The organism is Nostoc sp. (genome assembly GCF_036917555.1).
Taxonomy (GTDB): Bacteria; Cyanobacteriota; Cyanobacteriia; order Cyanobacteriales; family Nostocaceae; genus Nostoc.
On the sequence record NZ_JBALDD010000090.1, the window covers coordinates 1 to 25,644 of the forward strand.

Below are 25,644 nucleotides of genomic sequence, written 5' to 3' on the forward strand. Positions count from 1 at the left end.
TCTATGGAGTATGCTTTCATTAGTGACAAATTTTACTTCTTTGATCTCTATAGTACATTTGATTGTCTCTCACTCAAGTGAAAACCGCTATAGTAGTAGTAGTAAGGGACTGGATTGTTTGATACTGAGGATTTAGCATATAATATCTAGAGATTTTCATTTAGACAAAATATGCGTTCGTGGTCATTGCTTTAGCGATTAAGTACTTGGTTTTATATAAAACAACAAAATACTATAACTGCGATTACAACTAGAATTAATTACATGCCATTTACCAAAGCTGAGACCAGTTTTTTAGTGGTGTATGCATGTATTATATTCTTAATAATCGTCAAACCTACTCCTTCACCAAGAGTCATTATTGATTCTGGATGGAACTGAACACCTGCAATTGGCAGTTTTTGATGTTCGATACCCATAATCACACCATCGTCAGAGATGGCTGTAACTTCAAGTTCTTTAGGAAGGTTTTCAGGCAGAGCAAATAACGAGTGGTATCTACCAACTTCAAACGATGGCGGTAAATCTTTAAAAGCTTTAGAGTCTGGTGCTACAACAGAAACGCGAGATACTTTGCCATGTTGGGGATAGTCGAGAACTCCCAGTTTGCCTCCGAAAGCTTCAACAATTGACTGTAATCCCAAACAAACACCAAAGATGGGGATTCGCCGTCTTGTGCAAGCTGCAATTGTCTGTGCTATACGGAAGTCAGTAGGTCTACCTGGACCAGGAGATAAGACAACAAGGTCTGGACTTTCTGTATCAAACAATGATTCCGAAAAGCCATGTCGTAGCGTTTTGACTGTAGCACCAGTTTGACGGATATAGTTTGCTAATGTGTGTACAAAAGAGTCTTCATAATCAATTAATAAGATGCGTTTACCTTCCCCTAAATTGGTTGCCTGATGATTAATGTTGTAGTAGCTTGCAAAATTACTACTTCTGTGATTTGTCTGGTCAATTGTTTGAAACAGGGCAGCAGCTTTAGTGAGAGTTTCCTGGGCTTCAGCTGTTGGGTCAGAGTCATAAAGAACTGTTGCACCCACTCGCACTTCTGCAATGGAGTCCTGAAGTCGGATAGTCCGCAGGGTTAGACCCGTATTGAAATCGCCTTTAAAAGTTAAGTATCCAACTGCTCCACCATACCAACGTCGGGGGCTATGCTCATACTGCTCAATAAACTGGATTGCTGCCCGTTTTGGCGCACCTGTCACTGTAACCGCCCAAAGATGACTCAAAAATGCATCTAAGGCATCATACTCTGGTCGCAATAACCCTTCGACGTGATCTACTGTATGGATTAAGTGACTATATAACTCAATTTGGCGGCGACCGATTACTCTTACAGACCCAGGCTCACTAATCCGCGACTTATCGTTGCGGTCAACATCAGTACACATGGTTAACTCAGATTCATCCTTGCGTGAGTTGAGCAGCTTCAGGATTTGAGCAGCATCATCAATCGCATCCTTTCCCCGGCGAACTGTACCACTGATTGGGCAGGTTTCAATACGTCTGCCTTCAACACGCACAAACATTTCTGGAGATGCACCGATCAGATATTCACCACCTAAATTAAAGATGAATCCATAGGGGCTGGGATTAATTTCCTGTAGCGTTCGGAACAGTAGGCTAGGAGAGCTTTCGCAGGTTTTAAAGAAGTTTTGACTGGGAACAACTTCAAATAAATCACCACGACGGAAATAATTGAGTGCCTTGTTAACTTGTTCTTCATACTCACCAGGTGCATGGTCAGAGGCTTGAGTAGCGGTATGGCCCTTACCTTTGTAATCAATAATTTCCCCACTGCGAGGCAGACCCCTAGTGCTACCGTATTTGGTATCAAATTCATACTGCAAATGAAACGCCCGTTGTTGGTAGTAGTCAATAATTACCAGTTCATCAGGTAAATACAGCACTAAATCTCTCTGATTTTCTGCACGAGTAAGATACTTTGGCATTTGCTCGAACTGAAAAACTAAGTCGTAGCCAAATGCACCATAAAGTCCCAGATGCTCATCTTGTGAGCTTTCAAAAGCATATAGAATTTCGCGAACAATACTAAAGACAGATGGTTGCCTACTTCTTTCTTCTTCTGAAAATAAACGTTCTATTGGTCGGATAGAGCCAGTTACAGAAACATTCTCTAAGTTAACTGCAACTAGTTGTGGATGCTTGCATAGACGCTCTGCCAAATATACAAGCAGCACTATACCTCGTTCGTTATGTGCCTTGATTGTAAATGAGTTGGAGCTAGTAACAAGTTCTAGAGGTGGATTGACAAAACCTATTCCCCATCTCTTGTAACGTCCTGGATATTCGTAGCTGCTTTTTAGTAAACCTCCGCGTTGAAAATCCAACCGTGACAGAATATCCTCAATGGCAGTCTCTATCGAAGTCTTGGTCACGGTGCGAGACACAATAATTTCACCTTTAGTTGTGTAGTTATGATTATCTAAATACATTTGCTATTCCTCTCAAAATTCTCTAATGTGAATTCGACAGAGATAGAGCTGATTCGTAAAGAAAATCTTAAGGATACCCAATTCATTGTTGGGTATGACTTTCAGGGAATCAACGCTCTTATGGCTCAAATTCCTGAAACCCTGACGAGACAAAGACTTTACTTTAGTTTACAAATTAGCTCTTAAACCCGCAAAAGCTTGTTATTCAAATCCTCAATTAAGATGAAAATTCCTCAATTGAGGGTGTTAAGGATTAATTTTGGATGCCGCAAGTCGCCATTTTTTCTTGATTATTTTGGTTTGAATAGTTTTGTGTAGTTTTAGGGACAACTGTTGTAACCTTACTAACTGATTTGTGTTTGCGCTTCAAGATTGAAATTGCACAAAAAATACTAAATACTAACACGCCCCCTAGAGAAGAAGGTTCGGGTACTTGTCTAGTATCATTAGATAACAATGCTATTAATTCGTCAGCATGGTTGTCCTTAACCATTTCATCTGGATAATTAGAATCTACTGTCTGTACGAATTCATTAAAATTAGAACTAAGTGTTAATCCGTAATTAGGGCCTGTTGATATAGCTGAAGCAAGTTTGCTAGGGTCAAGGGCTGGCGGATTAGACGAGTCTGTAATTGGCAGACCTGCTGCCTGGAACCACTTGTCAGTATCAGCAGAAGGTGACAAAACCACCAGTTCTCTTGCTGGCGTCGTTCCAGTATTTTGGTGTGCATGGATGTGATCTCTAGGACCATAAAATAAAGTTCCAGGCTTTGCATTTATGGCGTGAATATTTGCTTTGGGAGTATCAATTCCAGGAATTACACCATCAGGATAAGTCTCATCCCCCATGTATAGCGTAAACCCCGGATCAATGAAGTAGAACCACTCATCTGACCTATGGTGGATGTGTGGGGGCGGACCGCCCCCCGGTGGAATTATAATATCCATTAAGACGTACTTTCCGCCAGTATCTTCACTTGTTTTTAGAAAGGAAATCTGTTCGCCCTCCGCAAACAATATCCGCTGCGGATTTGGATCTGATTTTACCTCTGGGAAATCAAAAGCTTCCCCACTAGGAGGCGATGTTATTTTTGGGAAATTAACAGCTGGGGCATCAACAGCTTCTCCTTTAGAAGTACTCACCAAAAGGGAAAACACTGCTCCAGTAACCGCCACAGATAACTTTTTTACAGTAGCCATAGACAAAGATGTTGCTATAGGTTTATTCTGGCTGATCATAAGCATTTCCTCCTGCAATACTTTATTTCAATTCAGTTAATTTTCACGGTAGACTTCGTTTCTAAAACTGTCCGGGAGTAGCGATTTAGACCTTAACCGCCTTGCCGATGTACATCACAGATGTATCTTCGTCTACTCTGACTCGGATTTCCCCCGTTTTTTTGTCTCTTCCTTTAAAATTGAAGCCTTTGATTGCAACATCAGTAAATCCATGCGTTTTTAGTAAATCAAGTAGCTCTTTTGGCTTAATAAACTTTCGCCAATCATGGCTTCCACAGGCAATATCCTTCGTGATATTTTCTAGAAGCCAAATCATTATAGCTCTAGACTTAAAATTCCTATTTATCGTATCAAACAAAAACAAACCGTTGGGTTTTAGAACCCGATTTATTTCCAAAATAACTTTGTTTAAATCGGCGACATGCTCTAGAACATCAACACATGTAACAATGTCAAATGAATTGTCATCATAGGGTAAATCCTCAGCGAAACCATGCTTGTAGTCAATTTTTAGCCCACTTTTGCTAGCGTGCTCTTGAGCTACTTGAATGGAGTTTAGAGATGGATCTATGCCTGATACAATCACACCTCTGTTTGCCATAAATTCACACGTAAAGCCTCCTCCACAACCAACATCCAATGCCTTCAAACCCTGCCAATTCGAGACATAACTGTCAAAGAAATCGAATCTGGGCTTGTTAAAATAGTATAGGGTGTGGAGATTTGTATCTTCTTTCCACCATTGATCGGCATTCAAGTTGTAGTCGTAGTAATCAAACCGTTTTTTCGGTATTTGCATGTCTTTATCCTCCTAGATTAATCTGTGAACTAGCTGAACCTTGTAGCATAGAAATAGAAAGTCACAAACAGATGACCGAATTGGAGCGACTTGACGAGAATGATAGATTGTAATCCTTACTTTGTGTAAATAGTAAAGTTCATCATGAAAGTAGTACAATGGTGGCGCATGTTTTGAAACCTCAACAGTGGAGCGAGACACGCGTATGGTCTCTGTCGACACCAACTGCTGCTGCACCGATGATGCGTTGGATGTTTTCAGGTGAATAAAAGTCTTGAAATGGCACGGTGCCCGCTTCGACACCCCAGAAGCGGTCTATATCTTTCTGGCTGCCTTGAAGAGCAGCTAATAACTGCATAGCCTCTGGAGACGGTGGCTCAAGAGTAGCACGTTCGCAGACAAGTTTATACAGTGGCATGACGGCTTGGTTACGCTGCCGTTCGTACTCGGCGAGCGCTTCTTTGAGTGGTCTACGTCCAGACAAACCGATATCAATTGCGTTTGCTAAAAGCTCAGCACTCAAGAAAGCATCCTTAATTCCCTGTGCGAGCATTGGGTCTCTGTAGTAGCCAGCATCGCCCACTAGCGCCCAGCCATTCCCGTATGGCTTACGGAAGAAGTTCGGAACGTGACTTGTGCCATAGTATGCTTCTTCGCGCTTGCCACTCCGGACACGTTCAGCTAGTTCGGGAATAAGATCAAGCGTTGCTAGGAAGTTTGCTTCGACGTCAGCGCGGAATGCCCGAAATTCCCTGTTAGGCCATCCAATAATGATGCTCAAGAGGTTGTCGTTTGTAGGACAAGTGACAACCATTCGATGGTCTCGAATGTAGGCTTCCGTCCCTTCCATGGAAACGCCACTCCAGTAGCTGTAGTAATAGCAGGCGAGGGAGGGTAGTGTGTTGTACTCAGGGGCATGAACACTACGAGCAACAAGCGAGTTAATTCCATCCGCTCCGATGACGATATGCGCCTTCTCGGTTACGGTTGATCCGCTACTTGTCCGACCACGGATGCCAGTAACCCGATCGCCATCCATGCAGACTTCCTGCAATATAAAACCTTCCCGTAGCTCGACCCCAGCTTCTACAGCAGCGTCAACGAGAATTTTGTCGAGTACGGTGCGCCTTGGGCTGTACCCCTCTGCGATGCCATCTACCGACAGTCCCCAAGCAGTAGAGACAATGGAACCGAAGTTGTAAGTGAGCTTTTGGATCGGTGGGCAGCCTGAATTCACGAGTTTGTCCAGGAGACCCCAGCGCTTGAGCTGAATAACGCCAGACTGCTGAATATAGTGGCTTGAGATGGTGTCCCTTGGGAAAGTGAATTTGTCCACTAGCAATACCCGATAGCCCTTGCGGGCGAGTAGCATGGCTGTTGGCGAACCGGCACAGCGAGCGCCAACCACAATAACATCGTACATAAGGCTCTTCCCGTCTAAGTACAGAACAAAACTGTTAAATGATTGAATGGAAACGATTGTGTGAGATTGAAACACTAAAGAATTTGGAAACTTTCAGCTAACTATTAGCAAAGCGATATTCCAAGATAGCTTTCAAGTTCTTTGCTTCGATTCGGTGGATTGCATCAAAATCTGGCCAAATATCGCCGACCCAACTCCGATCCGTGCGCTCACGAGCACTGGAGATATAGTCTGGAACATTAGTAACGTTACGGTCGTAATAAGGATGTTTGCAGTTAGTCCAGAGCATGACAGTTCCTGGCTTGCGAAGCGTGGGCATTGCATCAATGAAGCGGAAGTAGTATCGCATCCAAAGTTCTTCTCCCTGATCCCAAGCACAGGGGTAGTCAACCACTCGACTGTCGGGGTAAGCTTCGGCGCGAACGTAGATAGAGGTGTCCTTGGCTAAATACTCTATACCCTTGTAAAGACCACCGCCAATATGTTTGAGGTGGCGCATGCTGAATGTCCACTCCTCCAAGCTATAAACGTTCGCAGCGTATTCAAAAGCTATATCTACTGGACAATGAATGTACTCACCAAGGTGACAGTAGCTGCCGAATATATCCTCATGTGAATAAGTTTCCTTGGTCATCTCATTCAGCTTTGCCATGACCTCTGGGATATCATGATCTTCGCAGCTGTACAAACCTGGTATCTTTATTGACGGAATATCATTTGTGACAAGACTATCCTTATTCCAAGGTCCTAGATTATCACGTACTAACATGGTTGCCTCCTATGTGGTAAATGGTTTCAAATTTTGTAAATCTTGCTAACTTGACACATCTATTGCATAGTGCTATGCCCAACGTATGACCATAGAACTAACAAAATCTCCCCCATTTGAGAATGTTCCAAGAGCAAGCAAGTCACCAGATTGCACTTTGTTCTTCTCAATAGCATCAGCAAGGGTGATCGGAATCGATCCATGAAAAACGTTTCCATAGTATTCGAGAGTGTCATGAACTCGCGGCTCCCCGATTCCGATCCGGTCACGCCACTCTTTGATCAAGAAGGTATTGGGCTGATGAGTGATCAGCAATGAGACATCATCTGTCGATAACCCAGCTTTAAAGAGACATTTTGAAACCGCGTCAGGTACTAATTCAACAGCATTAGAACGTATAGCCGTGACCATATCTGGTGAGAAGTTGACAGTAATCGGTCCACACCCACGTTCCCAATAGTTCAAAAACCGACCATCAACCATATCGGGTTCAAAGACGAACAGCCCATAGTGTTCTCCATGAGAGCGTTCATAACTAGCCACGAAGCTAGACTTACCGTCAACTAACAGAGTTGCTGATGCTCCATCGCCAAGCACCCAAGACTTCTTCGACTTTTGAAATTCTGGGAGGCGCGAGACGAAGTTTGTTACGGTGACAATGGCAATTGTCTTGTACAGCCCTGACTCGATGAATGCCCGGGCAGTATTTAGCATCGACAGGTAGGAACTGCAACTTGTGTCCAGATTCAAAATCGTTGCCTGACTTGCCCCAACCTGATTTTGGATGGCAGATCCAATACCGGGCCAGAAATAATCGCTAAACATGCACGAACACAGAATCAGGTCAAGGGCTTCCGGTTTTGTACCAGTTCGTTGAAGCAGGAGCTTCAAAGCTTTGCTACCGAGATCTGAGGACTGGTATTCTGGTGAAGCAAAGCGTCTCTCCTTGACACCCTTGAAAAAAGCGTTTTCTTCTAATTCGTTATCGTCTTCGCCATCCAGTGCCAGCTTGGTATTATCGACGACACGTTCCGGCATAAAACTGACAACGTTTACAATCTGTGCACCAGGCATTGTTCTACCTCCTTTTAATATGCCGTGAGTGTTTAATATCAAGTCGCATCGTCAAATACAATGCTTAATGAGGAGAGGGAACTAAAAAAGGTAAGTTTTCTGGGAAATTAGATGGCAACTTGGTATGAGAGATTCCCTTTGACTTACCTTTACCAACAGGAATTGTTGGTGCATATTCGGGCAGAAAAGGTGTAAACGGTGGCACCTCTTCGTGCAAGAGGCGAAGTTCTAGAACGCCGGGAAGGTCTGGGTGGTTGCTATAGTCCTCAAGTTGGTAGCGCAATTCGTCAACCGTGCCAGCACTTCCCACCCAAAGCCGATCAGTCGTACCAAATCCCCGAGCGCTTAGAGCAATATTCACAGGTGCATAGCGTACACATTCCAATCGCGACTCAAAGAAAAGCTGTTGACGCGTTACACACATGCCATGCATGTTGTTATTGAACACGACAAAGAGGATTGGAAGTCCTAAGTCTACAGCTGTGTGGATTTCAAACCCGGTCATTAAGAAGGCTCCGTCACCAGCAAAAACCACTGTCCTTGCGCCTAGCGGTGAACCTAATTGGGCACCAATAGCTCCTGCGATCGCATAACCCATCCCTCCCATACCAAGAGCGATTGTCGAGCTTGAGCCTGGGGGCACTCTTGTCATGTGGAGTGAGGCGGCAGCGCAGTTGCCCGCGTCGTAGAGGAGATGTCCACTTTCTGGGAGGAAATCTTGCAGAATGGCAATAGCCTCACTTTGCAACAGAGGCGAACCATCAGCTTTCGGTTTCCGATCCTCTAGTGGAATAGGTGAAGCAAGAACCGGGTTGAATATCTGAGGTACGTAGCCTTGAAGTGGCTTAACCTTGAACGGCTTTTGCTTTAGTAGTTCCAAAAGCGCTTTGAAGACCATTCCAGGATCAGCTTCAATGACCAGAGCCGGAGAGATAATACGGGTGATCTCACCGACGTCTACATTTACTACTGCAATCTTCTTGTCAACGAGTGCACAACCGAGTGGCTGTCGTGTCATGATATTGAGATCTGATCCTACAACAATGAGCAGATCCGCTTGGTCTTTCAAGTAGGTGTGAACGGAGGGATGACCTGCAACACCCAGCATTCCCAAATAGAGCGGGTCATCGTTCGGAAACTCGCCACGTCCTGACAAGGTCGTAACAACTGGCAGACCGACAGAAAGCGCAAAGTTGACCACAGCCTGCGGATCGCTGCACCGTCTCACCCCATGTCCCATCAGGAGTACGGGGTTCTTAGCCCGACAAATCTCCTCGAAAAGAGGACGAATCATGTCTAATGTAACAGGTGTCGGACAGATGAGATTTCTCAAATCATCAGCCCAGTTTTCCGGGCATGGTTCGACTTCTTGCTCAAATATGTCCCGGGGAAACATAAGAACAACTGGCCCAGGACGACCTGAAATAGCGACTTTAACAGCCTCAGTCAAGTGATACCATAAGTCGTCCGGTTTTGAAATCTTCCCCACATACTTGGCAACCGCACCCCAAAGCTTCATGGCATCAACTGTAGAACCAATTCCCGAGGAGTCTTGAAAGGCTCCCCTTCCTTCAAGCGCTAACGGTGGCTGTCCGACTAAAGCCAGAACTGGCACTGACTCGGCATAGGACTCAGCGATCCCAGCAATTAGGTTCATCATTCCCCCACCAGACGTTGCGCAGCAGACACCCAACGTTCGGTGAACACGTGCGTGGCTGTCTGCCATGAAAGCCGCCCCATCCTCACTCTTAGCCATCACTGACTGTAACTTTCCCTTACCTAACCGATAGATGGCGTCATGAAGGTGTTCAATATTTGCACCGCTGACACCAAATACGTAGCGCACATTTAGGGATATTAAAGCTTTGACCAGTGCATCACTTAACTTCATACAAAGATACTCCTGCGTTAGTACTGACTAGCACTTGTCCTGAAGGCGGAGGCACTTAATAAACAACTATTTTTTGCTCTCATAATGCGCTCCTCGGCAAGATGTTTCGCAGCCTCGTGTGTAGTTATTCCCTCTTCTTTAGCCCTTATAAAAATATCAAGAAGAGAGTGGTAAATGTTATTAAGTTGTTTCAAAGTATTTTCTTCATCAGAGCCAATCATTTCATTGTAAACATTGATCAAGCCTCCTGCATTAATGACATAGTCTGGACAATAAAGTATTTCTTTTGATTCAAGGAGTCTACTATGTATCTGCTCGTTTTCAAGCTGATTATTTGCAGCACCTGCAATGATGGGAGCTTTGATAAGAGGAATAGTTGAACTGTTAAGAATTCCTCCTAAAGCACAAGGAGCAAAAACATCAACATCAAGGGAGTAAATTTCGTTCGGTTCTACAATCGTTGCCCCATATAAATGTTTAACTTCTTCTGTATTCTCACTTTTCAGATCGCTTACAAAAATTTTTACACCATACTCATGCAATTGTTTACAGAGATTCTTTCCTACATTTCCAATTCCTTGAACTGTAACTTTAAGTTCATGTAGCTCTTTTTGTGGCAACCGAAACTCTACAGCAGCTTTAATTCCTAAAAAAACTCCTAAAGCTGTTGTAACAGCTGGTCCACCTGCTTTTTCTGCTCCGCCCACAACGTAACTTGTTTCCTGACGAATTTTCCTCACATCTTCAGGGGAAATATTCACATCTTGACCTGTAATAAAACGTCCTTTGAGACTATCAACAAAACGTCCATACGCTTTAAGCAGCCCATCTGTTTTATTTTCAGGATTAGCAATAATTACTGCTTTTCCTCCACCAACAGGAATGTTCGCACAGGCTGCCTTGTAAGTCATACCGCGACTAAGACGAAGAACGTCTCGCAAAGCATCTTCCTCTCTAGCGTAAGCCCATAGACGTGTCGCACCCATAGCTGGGCCCAAGCTTGTATCATGAAGAGCGATAATGGCTTTCATATCTGACTCTTTGTGATGGCAGAAGAAAACTTGCTCATGACCCATTTCTCTAATAGTCTCAAAAAGCTTCATGGGGTTCTCCTTTATACGTAGTTTCATAACACACGTCAAAAATTGGGGATAATACCAATACCTTCGTAGTGGTCATTTGCACGCCTGTAATTAATTTGTTCCAACGCCTACACTACAGGAAACTTTTGGAGCAAACTTTGGCGTTGCTGTGGCGTGATTGTTTTGAGTCCAACGACCAAAGAATTTGCTTAAAGGCGCCAATTCAAGCATCAATTACTCAAATCGTTCTAGTGTCAGAGACTGAGTTCCATCTGATAGTGCTTTTGCCGGGTTGGGGTGAACCTCAATCATCAACGAATTGGTACCAGATGCGATCGCCAGCATTGCCATAGTAGGTACAAATTCTGATTTTGCCACTAATTGGAGGTTAATATCTTACAACCTTGTATATAATCTTTGTTTGACTAAGACAAATTTCAGTAAATTGCATGAGTTCCTTAATTCTTATAGCTAACTCAAGTTCCTTGGGTTGTGTATTTACTATTCCAAGTTTATCATTTTCTTGCGTTATTTATTTACGAATTAAAGGATTAAAAACATGTTGTTAACTTGATATTAGCACAATTATTAAAATTATGATAGTGGTCAAAGTAAAAAAATATAAAATTTTTAACTCAGCTATTTGCACATCCAAATATTTAGCCAACAACCCAATGTAGTAGTGCAGATGATCCATTCCTACACCGATATACTGCCCTAATAAATTACCGCCATGATAGCTAACTTGGTTCTCAATATCAATCAGTGGCTTGTCGGTGACAGAATTAATTTCTACTTTGATTTGTTCTTTAATCTGCTCGATCCCATCTACAATCGGCCCCATATATTGTGGTAAATAACGCAGTGAATAATGGTCCTGAATTGGATCTCCACCCCGATAGTTGTGAGAACCATCTAGTTCTTCGCAGACTAAGCGTGAATCTGCTAGTAAGTTCAGCATTTCATTACTAATGTAATCGCACGATGCTTGAACTCCTTGTACAACATCTCGATTATTGGTTAGGCGTACTTGAACACCATGACGAAATACACTAGCTACTTCGTCTATCGTTAGGTCTTGGTTGCCTACAAGTACAGTTTTACTGGAATTTACTAGGGAGGTTGCAGAAGATTGAAAGGTCTTGTTTTTGTTGAGTGATGTTGTATTCATTGAATTTCCAATTATTATTTAGATTGCACAGATGATGGACTGATTGGATGTCCTTGTTGAGAGGGTAATGGCACGCTTATAAAGCCCGACTAGTGGTCGCAGAAACTCGTGCTGCAAACTTGGGGGTAACGGTGGTGCTATGTTGTTTAGACCAACGACCAAAGAACTTACCTAAAGAGGCCATTTTTAGCATTAAGTCTTTAAATGCTTCCGGTGTTAAAGACTGAGGACCATCTGAAAGAGCCTTAGCTGGGTTAGGGTGAACTTCAATCATTAAGGAATCTGCACCAGCTGCGATCGCTGCCAAGGTCATTGGTTGGACAAACTCTGATTTCCCGGTGGCGTGGCTAGGGTCAATCATAATTGGTAAGTGAGTCAAAGTTCGCAAGACAGGGATTGCAGATATATCAAGGGTATTCCGTGTATACTGTCGGTCAAAGGTGCGAATTCCTCGCTCACACAAAATTACATTGGGATTACCTGCTGCCAAAATATATTCAGCTGACATCAACCAATCTTCAATTGTGGCTGACAGTCCCCGCTTCAATAAGACTGCTTTACCAGTAGCGCCTACTTTCTTCAATAGGGAGAAATTCTGCATATTGCGGGCACCAATTTGGATCACATCTGCTACTTCAACAATCTTGTCTAAATCAGCTGCATCCATGACTTCTGTGATAATACCCAAACCAGTAGCTTCACGAGCTTTTGCTAACAAACCTAATGCGCTTTCGCCATGTCCTTGGAATGCATAAGGTGAAGTCCGAGGTTTGTACGCCCCACCTCGTAGAAACTGTGCCCCTGCTGCTTTTACTATCTGTGCTGTTTCAACAATCATTTCCTCGTTTTCAACAGAACATGGCCCAGCAACTACAACTAAAGGATGGGTTTGTCCAAAGGTAACAGCTCCATTAGGTGTAAGTACAACCACTTCACTATGTTCTCCATAGCGGAATTCTAAAGAAGCACGTTTAAATGGTTTTTTTACTCGGATCACTTGCTCAATTAAAAGGCTAATATTTTGAATCTGCCTGGTGTCAATTTCTGCCGTTTCACCAACTAAGCCAATTACTGTTTTGTGTTGACCTTGACATACTTCTGGGGTGATTTCATAACGACTAAGTTCTTTAACAATATGTTCGATTTCTCTTAATGGCGTCCCTAATTTCATAACTATAATCATTGCTTAAAATCTCCTATTTACAACTAGGGATTGAATTATGATACCTAAACTTAAGAATCTTTTTTTTTAACCCTTCAAATAACAATCAGTCTATTATTTGAGTTTTATGCAATATATTAGAAACTTTTTCCTTGATTAGAACTTATCGAATTAATTACCCAAAAGTGTTTCTGATATTTGTTACTGAAATTTCAAAGTTTTTACCCGGATAAGCTTCTCGATTCGACGGCTAATTCTTGAAATTCATCTTGTGTTAATTTTTGCAGTATTATCTACCAAACTATTGGCAATACGCCTATATATAAAAATACTAAATTTTTCATTAGTGTGCTGCTTAGTTTTATATTTAGCATCCTTTTCAAAAAAAAACAAGCCTTATTTTTTTATTTGTATTTATTTCAGTGTATTGCATTATTTACTTAACTGACAACATCCTAAAAAATATTATTTAAATATTTTTCTTTTCTTACTTTATTTGAGTCTATTATTTTTTTATCCAAATATAAAACTTAAAAAATTATCCAGGTTAGGGATTTGCCAGAAATAGATTTTTAGAGAAAAATTAGATGTACAGAGGTTTGTTAAAGGCTAAATTGGTGTGAAAAAACACAACTATATTAAGAAAGATAAATGAGCTAAAATCGTCTTCCTTCCTGCCTTCTACCTCATTTTGACTACAAAAATTTACGCCACTCTACTTAACAATTGAATAGATTATAAAATCGTGAATGGCCGTTTAAAAGATATTTTAACATCCAAAAAATTATAGTTATATAAATTATAGGCTTACTCATTTATGGCAAATTTTATAATCGCAAGCTTCAAGGGATGATATTAGAAATATGAGTAAAAATGAATGTATAGACCTAGCAGTGCTAAGTCTCTACAAAGTTTATGGATAAACAAATTTAATTGTTGAAGATATCCATTGATTCTGCTAAATGAGATTTACTAAAGAATTCAGTGCTTAGGTAAGTATCAGAGACTCCCCTAACTACTGCTAGCTTTACTAGTTTGTAATGAAGTTAATTCTGAACGAAGTTTTGCAATATCTACTTTAAGTTCTTGATTCTTTATTTGTAGTGCTTTTAGTTGTGCTTTATAAGTATCACGCTCCACTACCAATTTTTGCAGTTCATTCTGTTGAAGTGGAGAAGAAAGTGGCAGATGATTAGTGGTTGTTTGTTCAATACTGGAAACCTCAGCCTTGGGTAAGACTAATGCCTCTACTTGATTTGTATCCCTCTGCTGACTAACTGAAGAGGCTTTTTGTTGCTGTTCTTTTATTGTTTTAGGAGTTTTATATTTTTTAATGATATTTTTAACAACCTCTGGATCAACTATCTCGCCTGTTTTCAAAATATTTATTGCTTCATCTATAGCAGCTTCAGATGTACTAGGAGCAGCTAGTTTATAGAGAGCAGTAGGAGTAATACCATTAATCAAATTTCCGATAATCGGAATTTTGGACTCAAATGCTTTAGCAACATGAATAAACTCATAGGCTGAAGTTTTTCCCATTCCGAACTCCTGTCGTAACCAAGGTAGAAACTCACCATGTTCAGTAATTTTTTGAGCTTCTAACAAATTGACACCAATACAATAAATGTCCATAGCACTTCGTTTCAGCCTACGTCGTGTGTCTTCTGCTAGAATGATTAGACGTTGTTGTTTTTCCTCTTTATTCTCAAAGTCTGACTTGCTCTTAAATACTGAAGGCGGATCAATAATTTTTTCTGACTGTGTAGGTATTACTTGGATTTCTATAGGAAAATCTGTTGACTCATGCTTACTAATTTTCATATAATTCATTCGTGCTAGCATTTGTATTTTTCCCAGAGATATTTTTGCAAAGCAGTTTTTTAGGCTTGTGATTTTATGTTTAAGAGACCATTTATAAAGTAAATCTTAAGTAGGGTGCGTTAGGCGCTCATCTTATATCATATTTTTAGTGACAAGTAATCTCAAAATATGCGCCTAACACACCCTACAATCATTTTATTTGTACTTTATAAATAGCCTCTAAGGGAACTTGTATTAAGTTACTCAAGTCAAGCTAATAACTTTACGCAACTTCTTGTTATATCTTTACAAAAGTACATAATCGATTGCTACCCCAAATACTGTTTTAAAAACACTAATGTGTTGTTATTCGTCAGTTTTGCAGCTTTTTTGCGATTGCAGAACTACTCGTACCAATTCACGATGAAGATGTACTTAATATTTCTTAAAGAATTGGCAAGTACGCCTTTTCTTAGAGAAGGGTATGGATGCGGGTGATTTTCCCAATTGGTAGACGCTTTACACCGACTTTCTTCACTGGTATAAGCGCGATCGCATCTTTATTCATAATTGAGCCATTTTGTAAAGTCGCCAAACTCCTACTTCACTATGGCGACAGCCTGATCAACAAATCGGGTAAATTAAGATAAGTAAAGAAAACGCTTTGAACTAAATGGCAGCTCTAAGCTTACAAGAAATTTCTACTCAGCTAGAAAGTCCGAATTTACGCGATCGCATGGTAGCCCTTGCTAATCTGCGTCACGTTGCAGCTGAGGATGCAGTACCTTTGATTAAAAAGGTACTAGACGACGAATCTTTGCAACTGCGATCGATGGCAATATTTGCTCTGGGAATCAAGCCAACACCAGAATGTTATTCTATTTTGGTAAAAATTCTCGAAAATGACCCTGATTATGGTATTCGTGCTGATGCCGCTGGTGCTTTAGGATACTTGGGTGATGCCAGAGCCTTTGAGGTACTTTCACGGGCATTTTATGAAGATACGGATTGGCTAGTACGTTTTAGTGCAGCTGTTTCTCTAGGTAATATTAAAGATCCTCGTGCCCGTCAAATTCTTCTTCAGGCATTGGATAGCAAAGAAGTAGTGTTACAACAAGCTGCAATCTCTGCACTGGGAGAAATTCAAGACATCGAGTCTGTAGACAAGATCCTGCGCTTTGCTGAATCAGATGATTGGTTAGTCAGGCAGCGTTTGGCAGAAGCCTTGGGAAATCTTCCCACTCCCAAGAGTGTCTCAGCTTTAAAATACCTGGAAAAAGATAATCATTTCAACGTTGCTGAGGCAGCCAGAATTGGCCTCAAAAAGCTTGAGGAAATAGGCAATCAAGCTTAATATTAAAGCTTCCTGCTACCTTTTAATAATAATTAAGTGGGAATTTTAGCATTTTGATGCAGGGTAATTTCATTCATGAATATTGAAGAGTTTTTTCACTTAAGTGCTGGTAAATGGTTTTCTCATCGTACTAGTCAACATTTGGCTTTTAACCAATCGGAACATAGCAAGTCAGATATTATCATTGAGGCGCTGGCAGTAGATCATCCAGAAGCAGTTAAGCTGTGTCAAAGTTACAACATTAATCCTAGTTCTGCTTCCTGTGCTACCAAAATTACCTGGAACGGCACAATGGACAAGGATCAAGCAAAACATAGTGGTTCAACTGTGTTAGTTTCGGTACCTGATGCGGATAATCCGGTCCAAGGCAGGTTACTCAGAGAAATAGTTGATGCCAATAAAACTCCAGTTGCCGGACGCTATAAAACTGACAGTGATGGTGCTTTGATCCTAACTATAGAGGATGAAACCATCTTCTCAGAGGAACGCCTGTGGTTTGCTAGCCCCAATTTGCGAATGCGGGTAAATGTCCTCAAGAGTTTTGGTGGATTTAGCATCACTTCCTTCACTTCTGAGATTCGTATGGGTGGCTTTCCACCAGCCGAGAAGGCTTCTGAGGCGGCTAATTCAGTATCTAGTTAAGTTCGATCGTAAAACATTCCCCCCAGAAACGGGGGGAATTAAGTAGAGATAGGTTAGGGTTAAGGAAAGTTTTGATTAAGCCTGTAATACCTTAAACCACTTATTCAAAACTGTGCTAATGGTTTTCTTAATTTGATGGTTACGACTCCACTTTTGGAATGCCATTTCATACTCTTCGCCTTTAATTTGAAAGGTATTCCAGACATCAAGCGCTACAGGCAATCCGCAGAATAGCAAAATGTACAGTGACCAAGAAATTCCGCCACCAGTGATTAAATCAAGCAGTATAAAAAAGCCATTGAAAATTGCATATTTGCTTAAACGCTTCTGAAATCTTCTGATGCGGTAGGCATCAAAAGCTTTTCGCTGTTGAACTTGGCCCTGTTGTAATACCCAATCGCGTTCTGCTAATTTTAAAGACTCAGGTGAAATTTCTAACTCAGCAGCAATTTCTAATATATGCTCATAAGAAAATTCTGTGTCTTTATCATCTGCTTGACGAGCGATCGCTAAGTGCAGAATTTGTTGGACATCTTCTTGGCTATACGAGCGGATGCTTTGAGGTTCAAACGCCGTCATAATTCTTTCTCTTATATAACTTTCAATAGAAATTTGCTGCCCGATAGATTTTAAGCAGCTATGCCAGTACTATCTCTATTATTCTTAGATTAACAAATCTAGATGCTGTCGGCATCGAATGTATGGGATTTTTAACTTTGGGCATTGGGCATGGGGTACAAGAGGCAGAGGGGCAGGGGAGCAGAGGGGCAGAGGGGATAAAACTTACTGCAACTTCTCCCTTGCTCCCCTCCTCCCCCATCTCCCCATCAATATAAAGACTCTCCAAACATCCAAGATATTATCAAATGCAGCAGATCATAATAACGAGATAACAAGCATTAACAAGGATGTAACTTAATGGTTAAACAAAATGGATCGATTCGTACCCTATCGGTTGATATTGGCGGTAGTGGTGTTAAGGCTATGGTTTTAGATATTACGGGGAATCCTATAACGGAAAGGGCACGTTTAGATACACCCCAACCTGCAACACCAGATGTTGTAATTAATGCAATTGTGGTGTTAGCAGCGGCTCAAAGTGAATTCGATCGCGTTTCGGTCGGTTTTCCTGGTGTGGTGCGGTCTGGAGTCACGGAAACAGCAGTAAACTTACATCCAGATTGGATCGGATTTGATTTGGAAACAGCATTATTAAAACACTTAAACAAGCCTGTACGGGTGATTAATGATGCAGATATGCAGGGTTTTGGTGCGATCGCAGGTAAAGGTGTCGAATTGGTGATTACTCTGGGTACGGGGTTTGGTTCGGCTTTATTTGTAGATGGTAAGCTAGTACCAAATATGGAAATGGGGCATCATCCGTTTCGCAAAGGGGAGACTTTTGAGCAGCAGTTGGGGCGTGCAGAGTTAGAAAAAATTGGTGAGAAAAGATGGAATAGGCGTTTAGAAAAAGCGATCGCATCTTTGCAACATCTGTTTAATTATGACTACCTTTACATTGGTGGTGGTGAAGCTGTGAGAGTGAATTTCCAGCTACCATTAAATGTCAAACTCATCCCCAATATCACTGGTTTATTAGGCGGTATTGCTTTGTGGCGAGATGAAAAAAGGTAAAAAGTTTTTCAATATCCACAACTGGGCGTACTAAGCGATATCTAAGGACGGCCTACGCCTACATCCTTTTTGATTAAGGTGCATCCTTTCTCAAAGTTTCAAAATGATATAAAAATTAACACAGATTAGACAAGAGAATTGCACAAACATTATGTTCAATGCCCCTGTGTAATTTTGTCATGTAGTATCTAAACTTTAACTCAAATTTAATACCGTGCAACAATGTTGTGCGGTTTCATTCTTTTGAGGTTAAAGTGTGCGCTTTCCGATAATAGGTTGAAAGAGCGGCATAAATTGTGATTGATAAAAAGTTTATAACCTCCTGTAAAATAGGAAAAAGTGTTTGAAATTAAGAGTTTTTAATCAATAGTTAAAAAACTGACTTGATGAATCCGGTAGTATTTTTACTGGCAGTATAAACTTGATAAAAGCAACATCAGCATACCAAGCACACTCCAAATATAACTAGGTAAATTTGTTTGATGGCATTCTCAGATGATCGTATAGTATGTTATTGTCTAAACCATTGATTTAGATAGTATGTCTGATAACTTGATGGCTTGATTAATGATATTAATCTGATTAAATGGAATCGGAGGTGAGTAAATATGAATATGAAAATATTATCTGGAAAAATTAGTACATGACTTTTTGATTTGGTCAGTATGTACTATCCCGAACAGCAACAATGTTGTTGGTTAAAAGAAATATTGGTTGAAGTAAAATAAACTAAAATGACTGAAATTGGCCTGATGATGACGGGCGTGTTAACAATAAGACAAGTATCTGGGAACAATTTGCCACAGCAGCAATTATTTCAAATGGAAAATGACGAAAACCAGTCAAAACAGAGTCAGTTAGAGATAACTGCTAAAGTTACACCACCTGAATTCATGCAGACAGATGGGATTTCCCAGGCTTCTCTCTCAGCGCTGAAACTAGAAAAAGAACACATACTTCAGAAAATCAGCAAAAAGAATCTGGGACTAGTTTCTTCTAACTTAGGTAAGCCTAAGAAGTCTTTTCAGTCTGGAGGTAAAGTCCGTACAAAGGCTACAGGAAAGTTCCAGAAGTTTAGTAGCCAACCTCTACCGACTCTTTATTTCGGTAGTTCTGGTATTGCTGTCAGAGCCTTACAACAGCTATTAGTGTCTAACGGTTATGCTGTGAGGGTGGATGGGATTTTTGGTGCACTAACAGAGACTGCTATCAAAGCCTTTCAAAACCAGCAGAATTTAGGAGTAGATGGAGTAGTTGGGCAACGAACTTGGAGTGCGTTGACAATTTAGTTATTTATTGATTGTCTTTAGTCATTTGTCTTTAGTCTTTAGCTAATGACAAATGACAAATGACAAACTAACGGTACTTATGCTGCTCTAATAACTGTTGCGCTCTTGGCTTATAAATTAAATAGAACAAAGCCTCGATATAGCGTAACAAATCTTCCCGATTTTCCTTTGAGGTAAAGTTCCAGAAGCCATAAATTCTTGCTAACGATAATAGCTTAGTAGTGTGAATTTTCCAAGTATAGGTACTGTAAACTCGGTCAATTCCTCGCTGGGAAATTTCATTCCAATAGTTAGGATTCTGTTCGCATTTAGTAAAGAACTCCACAACTTTTGTGGCTGTTTCTTCTAAATTTGTCGGGTTAATGTAAAATCCATTCACCTTATCTTTAATAATTTCCAATGGCCCACCAAACTGTGTGGCAAAAGTCGGTAATCCTGAAACCATCGCTTCTAAAATTGTCAAACCAAAAGCTTCAAATAAAGCTGGTTGTACAAAAATTCCCTGATGATCGGCAATGACTCGGTAAATTTCACCGGAATCAGTTTTGGTCAGGCGCACACCCAGCCACCGAATTTTACCGTGGAGATTGTACTGGTCAATAATTTGGTAGAGTTTAATAATTTCGTCACGTTCTTCATTATCACCTGATTCTTCGACGCGTAACTTACCTGCTACTAAAATTAAGTTGCAATGGTCTTGTAATTCTTTACTTTGACCGTAACATTCAGCTAAACCTGTGAGGTTTTTGATGTGGTCAAGACGCGCCATTGAGAAGAGAGGGCGTTTGTTCGGATCGTCGAGTTTGCCAAAGATTTGCGTGGGATCTTCCAGAGTAAAGAGCATTTCTGCAAGGCGTTGGCGATCGCTCTCTACTCGGTCTTTATTCTGGGTGTAGGGGAAGTAATTATTTTCGTTTACTCCCGGCGGTACAACATTAAATTTGGGACTAAATAATTCAATGCCATTGGTAACATGGTACAACTCCGGCATGGTGAAACATTTATAAGACTCGTACTGTCCCACACTATCCGGTGTTCCGACAATTTCTTGGTAGGTGCTGCTAATCACAAAATTAGCAGCATTCATCGCAATCAAATCAGCTGTGAATTGTAAAGAAAAATGATATTTATCTTCTAATTCTTGCCAGTAGAGGTTGCTGAACAAGTATTTAGATTTTTCTAAAGCATGGGCAACATTACATTGAGTAACTTTCAGCCGTCGCGCCAGCAAGAATGCAACTAAATTACCATCAGTATAGTTTCCGACTATTAAGTCAGGTGTGCCGTGAAATTCTGCCCGTAGTTCTCTTTCGGAATCAATGGCGAAAGTTTCTAGATAAGGCCAAAACTCAAACCGAGAAATCCAGTTTTGAGTCATGTTAGGGTTAAAATCCCGTAAAGGCACTCGCAAAATCCAGGCATTTTCAGTACCAAGGACTTTTTCTAGGCGTTGATTACAAAGGGTTCCATCACTATTGGGAATCAAGCGGGTGAGAATAATCACCTTTGGCTGGACATTCAATTTCTCTAAACCAGCCAGCAGAACATCTTCTTGTAGCTGCTTCTCTAGGCTCTTTGCCTGGTCAAGGACGTAAACTACCTGACCGCCGGTATCGGGACGCCCTAAAACTCCCTCTTGCCCAAACCAACCGTGAGCTGACACCAAGACGATTCTAAAAATCATCGGAACACGAGAAATGAAAGCTTCTAAAGTCTGGGGATCGGCAGAATCAATCAATTCATCGAGAATATTTAGGGTTTCCTGCACTCGCCCTGCGGTGTTACCCCAACCCGGCTCAAAACCCATTGTTTGCAATTGGAACCGGAATTTTTCGTAGGGTTCATCATCGGGGCGATCGCTAACAAAAGTGATGGCTTTTTTAACTTGCTGGGAAAGTTGCTGCTGTGATTGAATGCGATCGTTGAGCAGCAACTGAACACCGTTGTAGTGGTGTAGGCGCAAGAAATTCAACAAGCTATCCAGCAATTGTTTAGAGTCTTGAAATAGTTGGCTGGAAAGATAGCGGTTGAGGTATTGTACCCCTTTACCAATATTTTTGGGGTCGCGGATGACTGGGGAGTAGTCATAAAACGGGCCGAAGTCCAATTCTAGCAGGTCGCCCTCGTTAGGATGATATTTGTTCACCAAGCGATCGCGCAGATCCAACAAATCCTGCACCGTCATCGGCTCAATGCTTAAGTCTGATGTCAACCAATAAACTTCTTGGCTGGCAATCTTAGAACGGATGATAAAACAGAAGTTTGAGTCCTCCTGAATTATTTCCTGAGTATAGTAAATGAGTTTTCCTAACTCCGAGGAAGTGTAAAAAGCTTCAGGTTTCTGGGACTTGGAGCAATACTCACTATATACATTGAGTATGTCGTTCCGCAGCAAGTACTTCTTTTCTTGTTGGCGTAATTTACTAATAAAGGAACGTAAATCACTTCTTTCTTCACTATCTAAGACTGCTTGAAGCAATTCAGACATAGCAACTCCATTAAATGACGATGTTTGCATTGTTAACTTTTTAGGCGAGACAAATAAGCCTCCACCTTTTCTGAGATACATATAAACACGAAACAACACAGATAAATTATATTTATCTGTGTACCTATAAGTATCAACTTTTTAGTAGGCACTTATATCATGTTCTACTTTACTTAAAGTATCTATGACTCAGTATTTTTTGATCTCACTAAAGGAATACAATTTTTCTTTCTTTTGATAGATGTTAGTAAATAACTGCATCATGATCTTTTGGGCACAAATTATCACGCCCTCAACTGCTTGATTTAATCTTTACAATATTATTGATCATTCTTCTAGGCATTTTTTAACAGTTAAATGTGCGTTCAAGAACTTCTGACACTCAAATTCCCGACTTCTTTAAGAAATCGGGAATCTTAATATAAATAGCTCATGCTCCAGAGAAGTATGAGCATCTGCTTAGTTCGATAGCATAGTAACAGGTTATCTATCCTTAACCCGTCTCGTAGAGAAGTAGCTTATCATAAGACATTGCACACCTAATTTTCATTTAGAAAGTAGATTTGCTTATAAACATCAACTTATTGATAAAATAATGAATTGTCGTAGATTTGTAATCCTTCCAAGTCTATGAACTCGTAGACGACAGATCGTTGCTAAAGTAATGGTTATGAATGTTCAGAACCACAACCGCTCTTTATATAGGAATCTATATATCAATATGAAATTATCTAGGGCGAACGATGGGAATTGAACCCACGAATGGTGGTACCACAAACCACTGCCTTAACCACTTGGCTACGCTCGCCATTCAACAATTTGAATTATAGCAATAATTTGGCAATCGATCAAGAGTTTTTGTTCAAGGAACGGACTTAGTTGATTTAGAGTCTCTGGAATCTAACGATTACAATGAATTTTACTTGGGAAATATGAAACCATTGACCATCATCGCGTATACTGGAGCAGCAGTAGGCCTCGCCGCCTTGGGTGTGACAATGGCGAAAACCAATCCCGGTCAGGTTGAATATGAAGAATATGCAGTTCAACGCCTGACAAAATACTTAAAAACCGATGTATGTAAAAAAACTACGAATATTATAGAAAATTTAATCCGTTTTAATTGCGATAAATTGGTTGACTCGGCTAGCCCGCAAATCCAAGAAGTTATTGCCAAGACTACAGAAAGACAAAATTACGTTATTTTTAGTGTTTATCGTACAGATTTAAAAATAAATTCTTGGATACCTTCGTACAAATTTGAAACGGTAGGAGCTTTTAATCAATTTTATACTTACACTGCTGAAGAACAATAAGGTAAGCAGTAGGGGAAGAATATAAAACAGAATTCAGGAGCGGAGCCGGAGACTCCGAAGCTCCGGTCAAAATGGGCTACACCCCGTTGCGCTAACAGAAGAAAAACAGGCTTTATACCCGGTTTTGAAACGAATAGGTGTGTAGTTTACAACTTGTAATCCGCTGTCAAAGTGATTAAAAATACTTCTGTTTAGTAATTGATAATAGTTTCAATAATTACCAGAGTACTTATGAACCCCAGCTTAATGTTAAGTAAGATATAGTAACTGAGAGTTCAAGCTTTGCCGATGTCATCTGCCTATCTGCTATTATCTCACGGAAGTCGCGACCCGCGCCCAGAAATTGCTATGCAGCAACTAGCTAGGCTGGTATGTCACAAATTGCCAAAAAATCACAACTCAGTAAATAGCGAACATTTGGTTGGCATCGCTGCTTTAGAAATGAGTCCTCAGCCTTTACACGAGCAAATTCAACAATTTGCTAAAAGCGCTTTTGGCGATTGCCCACTGTTTCAAAATGAAAATCGCCTCAAAATTGTACCGCTATTTTTACTGCCGGGAGTGCATCTGATGACAGATATTCCCGCTGAAGTAGCACTAGCACAACAGGCTGCTGGTCAAGATATGATCATTGAGTTGCAACCATATTTAGGTTCTCATCCTAATTTAGAGAAATTGCTGGCAAAGCAAATAGCTGCTATAAAAGCAGAAGCATGGATTCTCTTAGCTCATGGTAGCCGTCGCCCAGGTTCGCAAAAAACTGTGGAAGCAATGGCGGCGAGTTTGGGAGCCGTGACTGCTTATTGGGCTGGGCCTCCTAGTTTAGAATTACGGGTGAAAGAATTGGTAACTGCTGGTTATCGGGAAATTGCAATTTTGCCATACTTTTTATTCGCTGGTGGAATAACCGATGCGATCGCCACCTCAATAGAGGAGCTAAAATTACAATTTTCTGCGGTGAATTTCCAATTGGCAGAGCCACTGGGAGCAAGTGCAGAATTAGCCGAGCTAATTTGGGATTTAACAGATAGATGAACCGCACAATAACAGAGAGGAACAAGTATTTGGGAAAGGTTTATTTAGTCGGTGCGGGACCTGGAGATCCAGGACTAATTACTCTGAAGGCGAAAGGTTTGTTGGAATGTGCAGATGTAGTCATCTATGATGCCTTGGTGAGTCCGGCAATTTTGGCAATGATTAATCCCCAAGCCGAGCAAATTAATGCTGGTAAGCGTGCGGGAAGACATTCGTTGTTGCAGTCAGAAACAACTCAATTGCTGATTGAGAAAGCGCAGGATCATGCAATTGTAGTGCGGCTAAAGGGTGGCGATCCTTTTATCTTTGGTCGCGGTGGCGAAGAGATGGAAGAATTAGTCAAAGCTGGAATATCAACGGAAGTAGTGCCAGGTATCACTTCGGGAATTGCAGCGGCAGCATACTCAGGTATTCCTTTGACGCATCGGCTGTATAGTTCGTCAGTAACATTTGTAACTGGTCATGAGGCGGCGGGTAAGTATAGACCGATTGTAAATTGGAGTGCGATCGCTCACGGTTCCGAAACCATTGTAATTTATATGGGAATTCACAATCTGCCTTATATTGTGGAAGAATTAAGTGCAGCTGGGTTGAATTTAGAAACGCCGATTGCTTTGGTGCGCTGGGGTACGCGGCCAGAACAAGAAGAATTGATTGGGACTTTAGAGACAATTGTCAAACAGGTAGAGGAAACTGGATTTAGTGCGCCTGCGATCGCAGTTATTGGACAAGTAGTAAATATGCACAGTATTTTATCTGGTTGTCACCCAGTTTGATGGTTAGCGCAAAGCCTATTGTTTCGTACTCTCCGATAACCCTAGTGTATGATCAATAAGGTTATTCGGTTCTGGTGGGAGTCAGCTACCAGAGGTAACGGGGAAAGTTCGGTGTAAATCCGGCGCTGTCCCGCAACTGTGAACCAATTTGAGATTAAGGAACTACATCGAAAATCCCAAATTGAGTGAGTCAGGATGCCCGCCGAAATAGATTTATTAGTTTCACATAT

The 25,644-nt window shown here is 41.1% G+C and carries 21 protein-coding genes, 1 tRNA gene, 1 pseudogene and 1 riboswitch; of the genes and pseudogenes, 7 read left to right on the forward strand and 16 right to left on the reverse strand.

Annotation, left to right across the window (positions count from 1 at the left end; genetic code table 11):
• Positions 1-260: 260 nt before the first annotated feature.
• The 13 genes and pseudogenes from V7K60_RS33300 to V7K60_RS33360 all read right to left on the reverse strand — a co-directional run bounded on the left by V7K60_RS33300 (position 261) and on the right by V7K60_RS33360 (position 15,474).
• Positions 261-2,465 carry an anthranilate synthase gene (locus tag V7K60_RS33300; protein WP_334932270.1) on the reverse strand — a complete coding sequence of 735 codons (2,205 nt, stop codon included), beginning with the start codon at positions 2,463-2,465 and terminating at the stop codon, positions 261-263.
• Between the two features lie 253 nt (positions 2,466-2,718).
• Positions 2,719-3,705 (reverse strand): cupin domain-containing protein, encoded by a 987-nt coding sequence (locus V7K60_RS33305; protein WP_334932272.1) that lies wholly within the window; start codon positions 3,703-3,705, stop codon positions 2,719-2,721.
• An 85-nt stretch (positions 3,706-3,790) separates the two neighbouring features.
• A complete protein-coding gene (gene ubiG / locus V7K60_RS33310) occupies positions 3,791-4,504 on the reverse strand; it encodes a bifunctional 2-polyprenyl-6-hydroxyphenol methylase/3-demethylubiquinol 3-O-methyltransferase UbiG (RefSeq protein ID WP_334932274.1) in 714 nt (237 codons plus the stop codon).
• A 181-nt stretch (positions 4,505-4,685) separates the two neighbouring features.
• Positions 4,686-5,927, reverse strand: a complete 1,242-nt coding sequence (locus V7K60_RS33315) for an NAD(P)/FAD-dependent oxidoreductase (RefSeq protein ID WP_334932276.1) — start codon at positions 5,925-5,927, stop codon at positions 4,686-4,688.
• A gap of 97 nt (positions 5,928-6,024) precedes the next feature.
• The gene (locus V7K60_RS33320) at positions 6,025-6,426 is read right to left on the reverse strand and encodes a hypothetical protein (RefSeq protein WP_334932278.1); all 402 of its coding nucleotides are present in this window, start codon (positions 6,424-6,426) and stop codon (positions 6,025-6,027) included.
• A gap of 342 nt (positions 6,427-6,768) precedes the next feature.
• A complete protein-coding gene (locus V7K60_RS33325; protein WP_334932280.1) occupies positions 6,769-7,770 on the reverse strand; it encodes a 3-oxoacyl-ACP synthase III family protein in 1,002 nt (333 codons plus the stop codon).
• Positions 7,771-7,834: 64 nt separating this feature from the next.
• Positions 7,835-9,661, reverse strand: a complete 1,827-nt coding sequence (locus V7K60_RS33330; protein WP_334932282.1) for a thiamine pyrophosphate-binding protein — start codon at positions 9,659-9,661, stop codon at positions 7,835-7,837.
• Positions 9,662-9,678: 17 nt separating this feature from the next.
• Positions 9,679-10,764, reverse strand: a complete 1,086-nt coding sequence (scyB, locus tag V7K60_RS33335) for a tryptophan dehydrogenase ScyB (protein WP_334932284.1) — start codon at positions 10,762-10,764, stop codon at positions 9,679-9,681.
• A gap of 90 nt (positions 10,765-10,854) precedes the next feature.
• Positions 10,855-11,115 (reverse strand): annotated as a pseudogene (locus tag V7K60_RS35505) (3-deoxy-7-phosphoheptulonate synthase); the annotation flags it as partial.
• Between the two features lie 193 nt (positions 11,116-11,308).
• Positions 11,309-11,914 (reverse strand): aromatic amino acid lyase, encoded by a 606-nt coding sequence (locus V7K60_RS33345; RefSeq protein ID WP_334932286.1) that lies wholly within the window; start codon positions 11,912-11,914, stop codon positions 11,309-11,311.
• 76 nt (positions 11,915-11,990) lie between these two features.
• A complete protein-coding gene (aroF, locus tag V7K60_RS33350; protein WP_334932288.1) occupies positions 11,991-13,097 on the reverse strand; it encodes a 3-deoxy-7-phosphoheptulonate synthase in 1,107 nt (368 codons plus the stop codon).
• Positions 13,098-14,087: 990 nt separating this feature from the next.
• A complete protein-coding gene (locus V7K60_RS33355; RefSeq protein WP_334932290.1) occupies positions 14,088-14,921 on the reverse strand; it encodes a DUF3102 domain-containing protein in 834 nt (277 codons plus the stop codon).
• A gap of 430 nt (positions 14,922-15,351) precedes the next feature.
• Positions 15,352-15,474: a hypothetical protein gene (locus V7K60_RS33360; RefSeq protein ID WP_334932291.1), complete on the reverse strand. Its 123-nt coding sequence runs from the start codon at positions 15,472-15,474 to the stop codon at positions 15,352-15,354.
• A gap of 78 nt (positions 15,475-15,552) precedes the next feature.
• Between V7K60_RS33360 and V7K60_RS33365 the strand changes: the two genes are divergently transcribed.
• Both V7K60_RS33365 and V7K60_RS33370 read left to right on the forward strand, forming a co-directional pair.
• The gene (locus tag V7K60_RS33365) at positions 15,553-16,233 is read left to right on the forward strand and encodes a HEAT repeat domain-containing protein (protein ID WP_099104155.1); all 681 of its coding nucleotides are present in this window, start codon (positions 15,553-15,555) and stop codon (positions 16,231-16,233) included.
• 75 nt (positions 16,234-16,308) lie between these two features.
• Positions 16,309-16,875 carry a phycobiliprotein lyase gene (locus tag V7K60_RS33370; protein ID WP_334932293.1) on the forward strand — a complete coding sequence of 189 codons (567 nt, stop codon included), beginning with the start codon at positions 16,309-16,311 and terminating at the stop codon, positions 16,873-16,875.
• Positions 16,876-16,950: 75 nt separating this feature from the next.
• On the opposite strand, the gene V7K60_RS33375 is transcribed toward V7K60_RS33370, so the two are convergent.
• Positions 16,951-17,454: a 2TM domain-containing protein gene (locus V7K60_RS33375; RefSeq protein WP_104905232.1), complete on the reverse strand. Its 504-nt coding sequence runs from the start codon at positions 17,452-17,454 to the stop codon at positions 16,951-16,953.
• Positions 17,455-17,793: 339 nt separating this feature from the next.
• Between V7K60_RS33375 and V7K60_RS33380 the strand changes: the two genes are divergently transcribed.
• Both V7K60_RS33380 and V7K60_RS33385 read left to right on the forward strand, forming a co-directional pair.
• A complete protein-coding gene (locus tag V7K60_RS33380) occupies positions 17,794-18,510 on the forward strand; it encodes an ROK family protein (RefSeq protein ID WP_334932295.1) in 717 nt (238 codons plus the stop codon).
• A 734-nt stretch (positions 18,511-19,244) separates the two neighbouring features.
• Positions 19,245-19,799 (forward strand): peptidoglycan-binding domain-containing protein, encoded by a 555-nt coding sequence (locus tag V7K60_RS33385; RefSeq protein WP_334932297.1) that lies wholly within the window; start codon positions 19,245-19,247, stop codon positions 19,797-19,799.
• Positions 19,800-19,866: 67 nt separating this feature from the next.
• Here V7K60_RS33385 and V7K60_RS33390 read toward each other — a convergent pair whose 3' ends face one another.
• On the reverse strand, positions 19,867-22,287 hold the full coding sequence (locus tag V7K60_RS33390; RefSeq protein ID WP_334932299.1) for a sucrose synthase: 2,421 nt from the start codon (positions 22,285-22,287) through the stop codon (positions 19,867-19,869).
• A gap of 735 nt (positions 22,288-23,022) precedes the next feature.
• Positions 23,023-23,095 (reverse strand) — tRNA-His (locus tag V7K60_RS33395).
• A gap of 124 nt (positions 23,096-23,219) precedes the next feature.
• Between V7K60_RS33395 and V7K60_RS33400 the strand changes: the two genes are divergently transcribed.
• The 3 genes from V7K60_RS33400 (at position 23,220) to cobA (ending at position 25,414) form a co-directional block, all read left to right on the forward strand.
• A complete protein-coding gene (locus tag V7K60_RS33400; protein WP_292786681.1) occupies positions 23,220-23,603 on the forward strand; it encodes a DUF4359 domain-containing protein in 384 nt (127 codons plus the stop codon).
• A 288-nt stretch (positions 23,604-23,891) separates the two neighbouring features.
• Positions 23,892-24,638: a sirohydrochlorin chelatase gene (locus V7K60_RS33405; protein WP_334932301.1), complete on the forward strand. Its 747-nt coding sequence runs from the start codon at positions 23,892-23,894 to the stop codon at positions 24,636-24,638.
• The gene (gene cobA, locus V7K60_RS33410; RefSeq protein WP_334932303.1) at positions 24,635-25,414 is read left to right on the forward strand and encodes a uroporphyrinogen-III C-methyltransferase; all 780 of its coding nucleotides are present in this window, start codon (positions 24,635-24,637) and stop codon (positions 25,412-25,414) included. Before V7K60_RS33405 ends, cobA begins: the two co-directional genes overlap by 4 nt.
• Before the next feature lie 49 nt (positions 25,415-25,463).
• Positions 25,464-25,635, forward strand: a riboswitch (cobalamin riboswitch).
• The last annotated feature ends 9 nt before the right edge of the window (positions 25,636-25,644 follow it).

What these genes read in the sequence shown, in the direction of transcription:
- scyB (WP_334932284.1), bottom strand. Translation starts at nt 10,764, where the DNA reads ATGAAGCTTTTTGAGACTATTAGAGAAATGGGTCATGAGCAAGTTTTC.
- V7K60_RS33320 (WP_334932278.1), bottom strand. Translation starts at nt 6,426, where the DNA reads ATGCGCCACCTCAAACATATTGGCGGTGGTCTTTACAAGGGTATAGAG.
- V7K60_RS33355 (WP_334932290.1), bottom strand. Translation starts at nt 14,921, where the DNA reads ATGCTAGCACGAATGAATTATATGAAAATTAGTAAGCATGAGTCAACA.
- cobA (WP_334932303.1), top strand. Translation starts at nt 24,635, where the DNA reads ATGAACCGCACAATAACAGAGAGGAACAAGTATTTGGGAAAGGTTTAT.
- V7K60_RS33390 (WP_334932299.1), bottom strand. Translation starts at nt 22,287, where the DNA reads ATGTCTGAATTGCTTCAAGCAGTCTTAGATAGTGAAGAAAGAAGTGAT.
- V7K60_RS33315 (WP_334932276.1), bottom strand. Translation starts at nt 5,927, where the DNA reads ATGTACGATGTTATTGTGGTTGGCGCTCGCTGTGCCGGTTCGCCAACA.
- V7K60_RS33305 (WP_334932272.1), bottom strand. Translation starts at nt 3,705, where the DNA reads ATGATCAGCCAGAATAAACCTATAGCAACATCTTTGTCTATGGCTACT.
- V7K60_RS33370 (WP_334932293.1), top strand. Translation starts at nt 16,309, where the DNA reads ATGAATATTGAAGAGTTTTTTCACTTAAGTGCTGGTAAATGGTTTTCT.
- V7K60_RS33325 (WP_334932280.1), bottom strand. Translation starts at nt 7,770, where the DNA reads ATGCCTGGTGCACAGATTGTAAACGTTGTCAGTTTTATGCCGGAACGT.
- V7K60_RS33400 (WP_292786681.1), top strand. Translation starts at nt 23,220, where the DNA reads ATGAAACCATTGACCATCATCGCGTATACTGGAGCAGCAGTAGGCCTC.
- aroF (WP_334932288.1), bottom strand. Translation starts at nt 13,097, where the DNA reads ATGATTATAGTTATGAAATTAGGGACGCCATTAAGAGAAATCGAACAT.
- ubiG (WP_334932274.1), bottom strand. Translation starts at nt 4,504, where the DNA reads ATGCAAATACCGAAAAAACGGTTTGATTACTACGACTACAACTTGAAT.
- V7K60_RS33365 (WP_099104155.1), top strand. Translation starts at nt 15,553, where the DNA reads ATGGCAGCTCTAAGCTTACAAGAAATTTCTACTCAGCTAGAAAGTCCG.
- V7K60_RS33330 (WP_334932282.1), bottom strand. Translation starts at nt 9,661, where the DNA reads ATGAAGTTAAGTGATGCACTGGTCAAAGCTTTAATATCCCTAAATGTG.
- V7K60_RS33405 (WP_334932301.1), top strand. Translation starts at nt 23,892, where the DNA reads ATGTCATCTGCCTATCTGCTATTATCTCACGGAAGTCGCGACCCGCGC.
- V7K60_RS33375 (WP_104905232.1), bottom strand. Translation starts at nt 17,454, where the DNA reads ATGACGGCGTTTGAACCTCAAAGCATCCGCTCGTATAGCCAAGAAGAT.
- V7K60_RS33345 (WP_334932286.1), bottom strand. Translation starts at nt 11,914, where the DNA reads ATGAATACAACATCACTCAACAAAAACAAGACCTTTCAATCTTCTGCA.
- V7K60_RS33385 (WP_334932297.1), top strand. Translation starts at nt 19,245, where the DNA reads ATGACTGAAATTGGCCTGATGATGACGGGCGTGTTAACAATAAGACAA.
- V7K60_RS33300 (WP_334932270.1), bottom strand. Translation starts at nt 2,465, where the DNA reads ATGTATTTAGATAATCATAACTACACAACTAAAGGTGAAATTATTGTG.
- V7K60_RS33380 (WP_334932295.1), top strand. Translation starts at nt 17,794, where the DNA reads ATGGTTAAACAAAATGGATCGATTCGTACCCTATCGGTTGATATTGGC.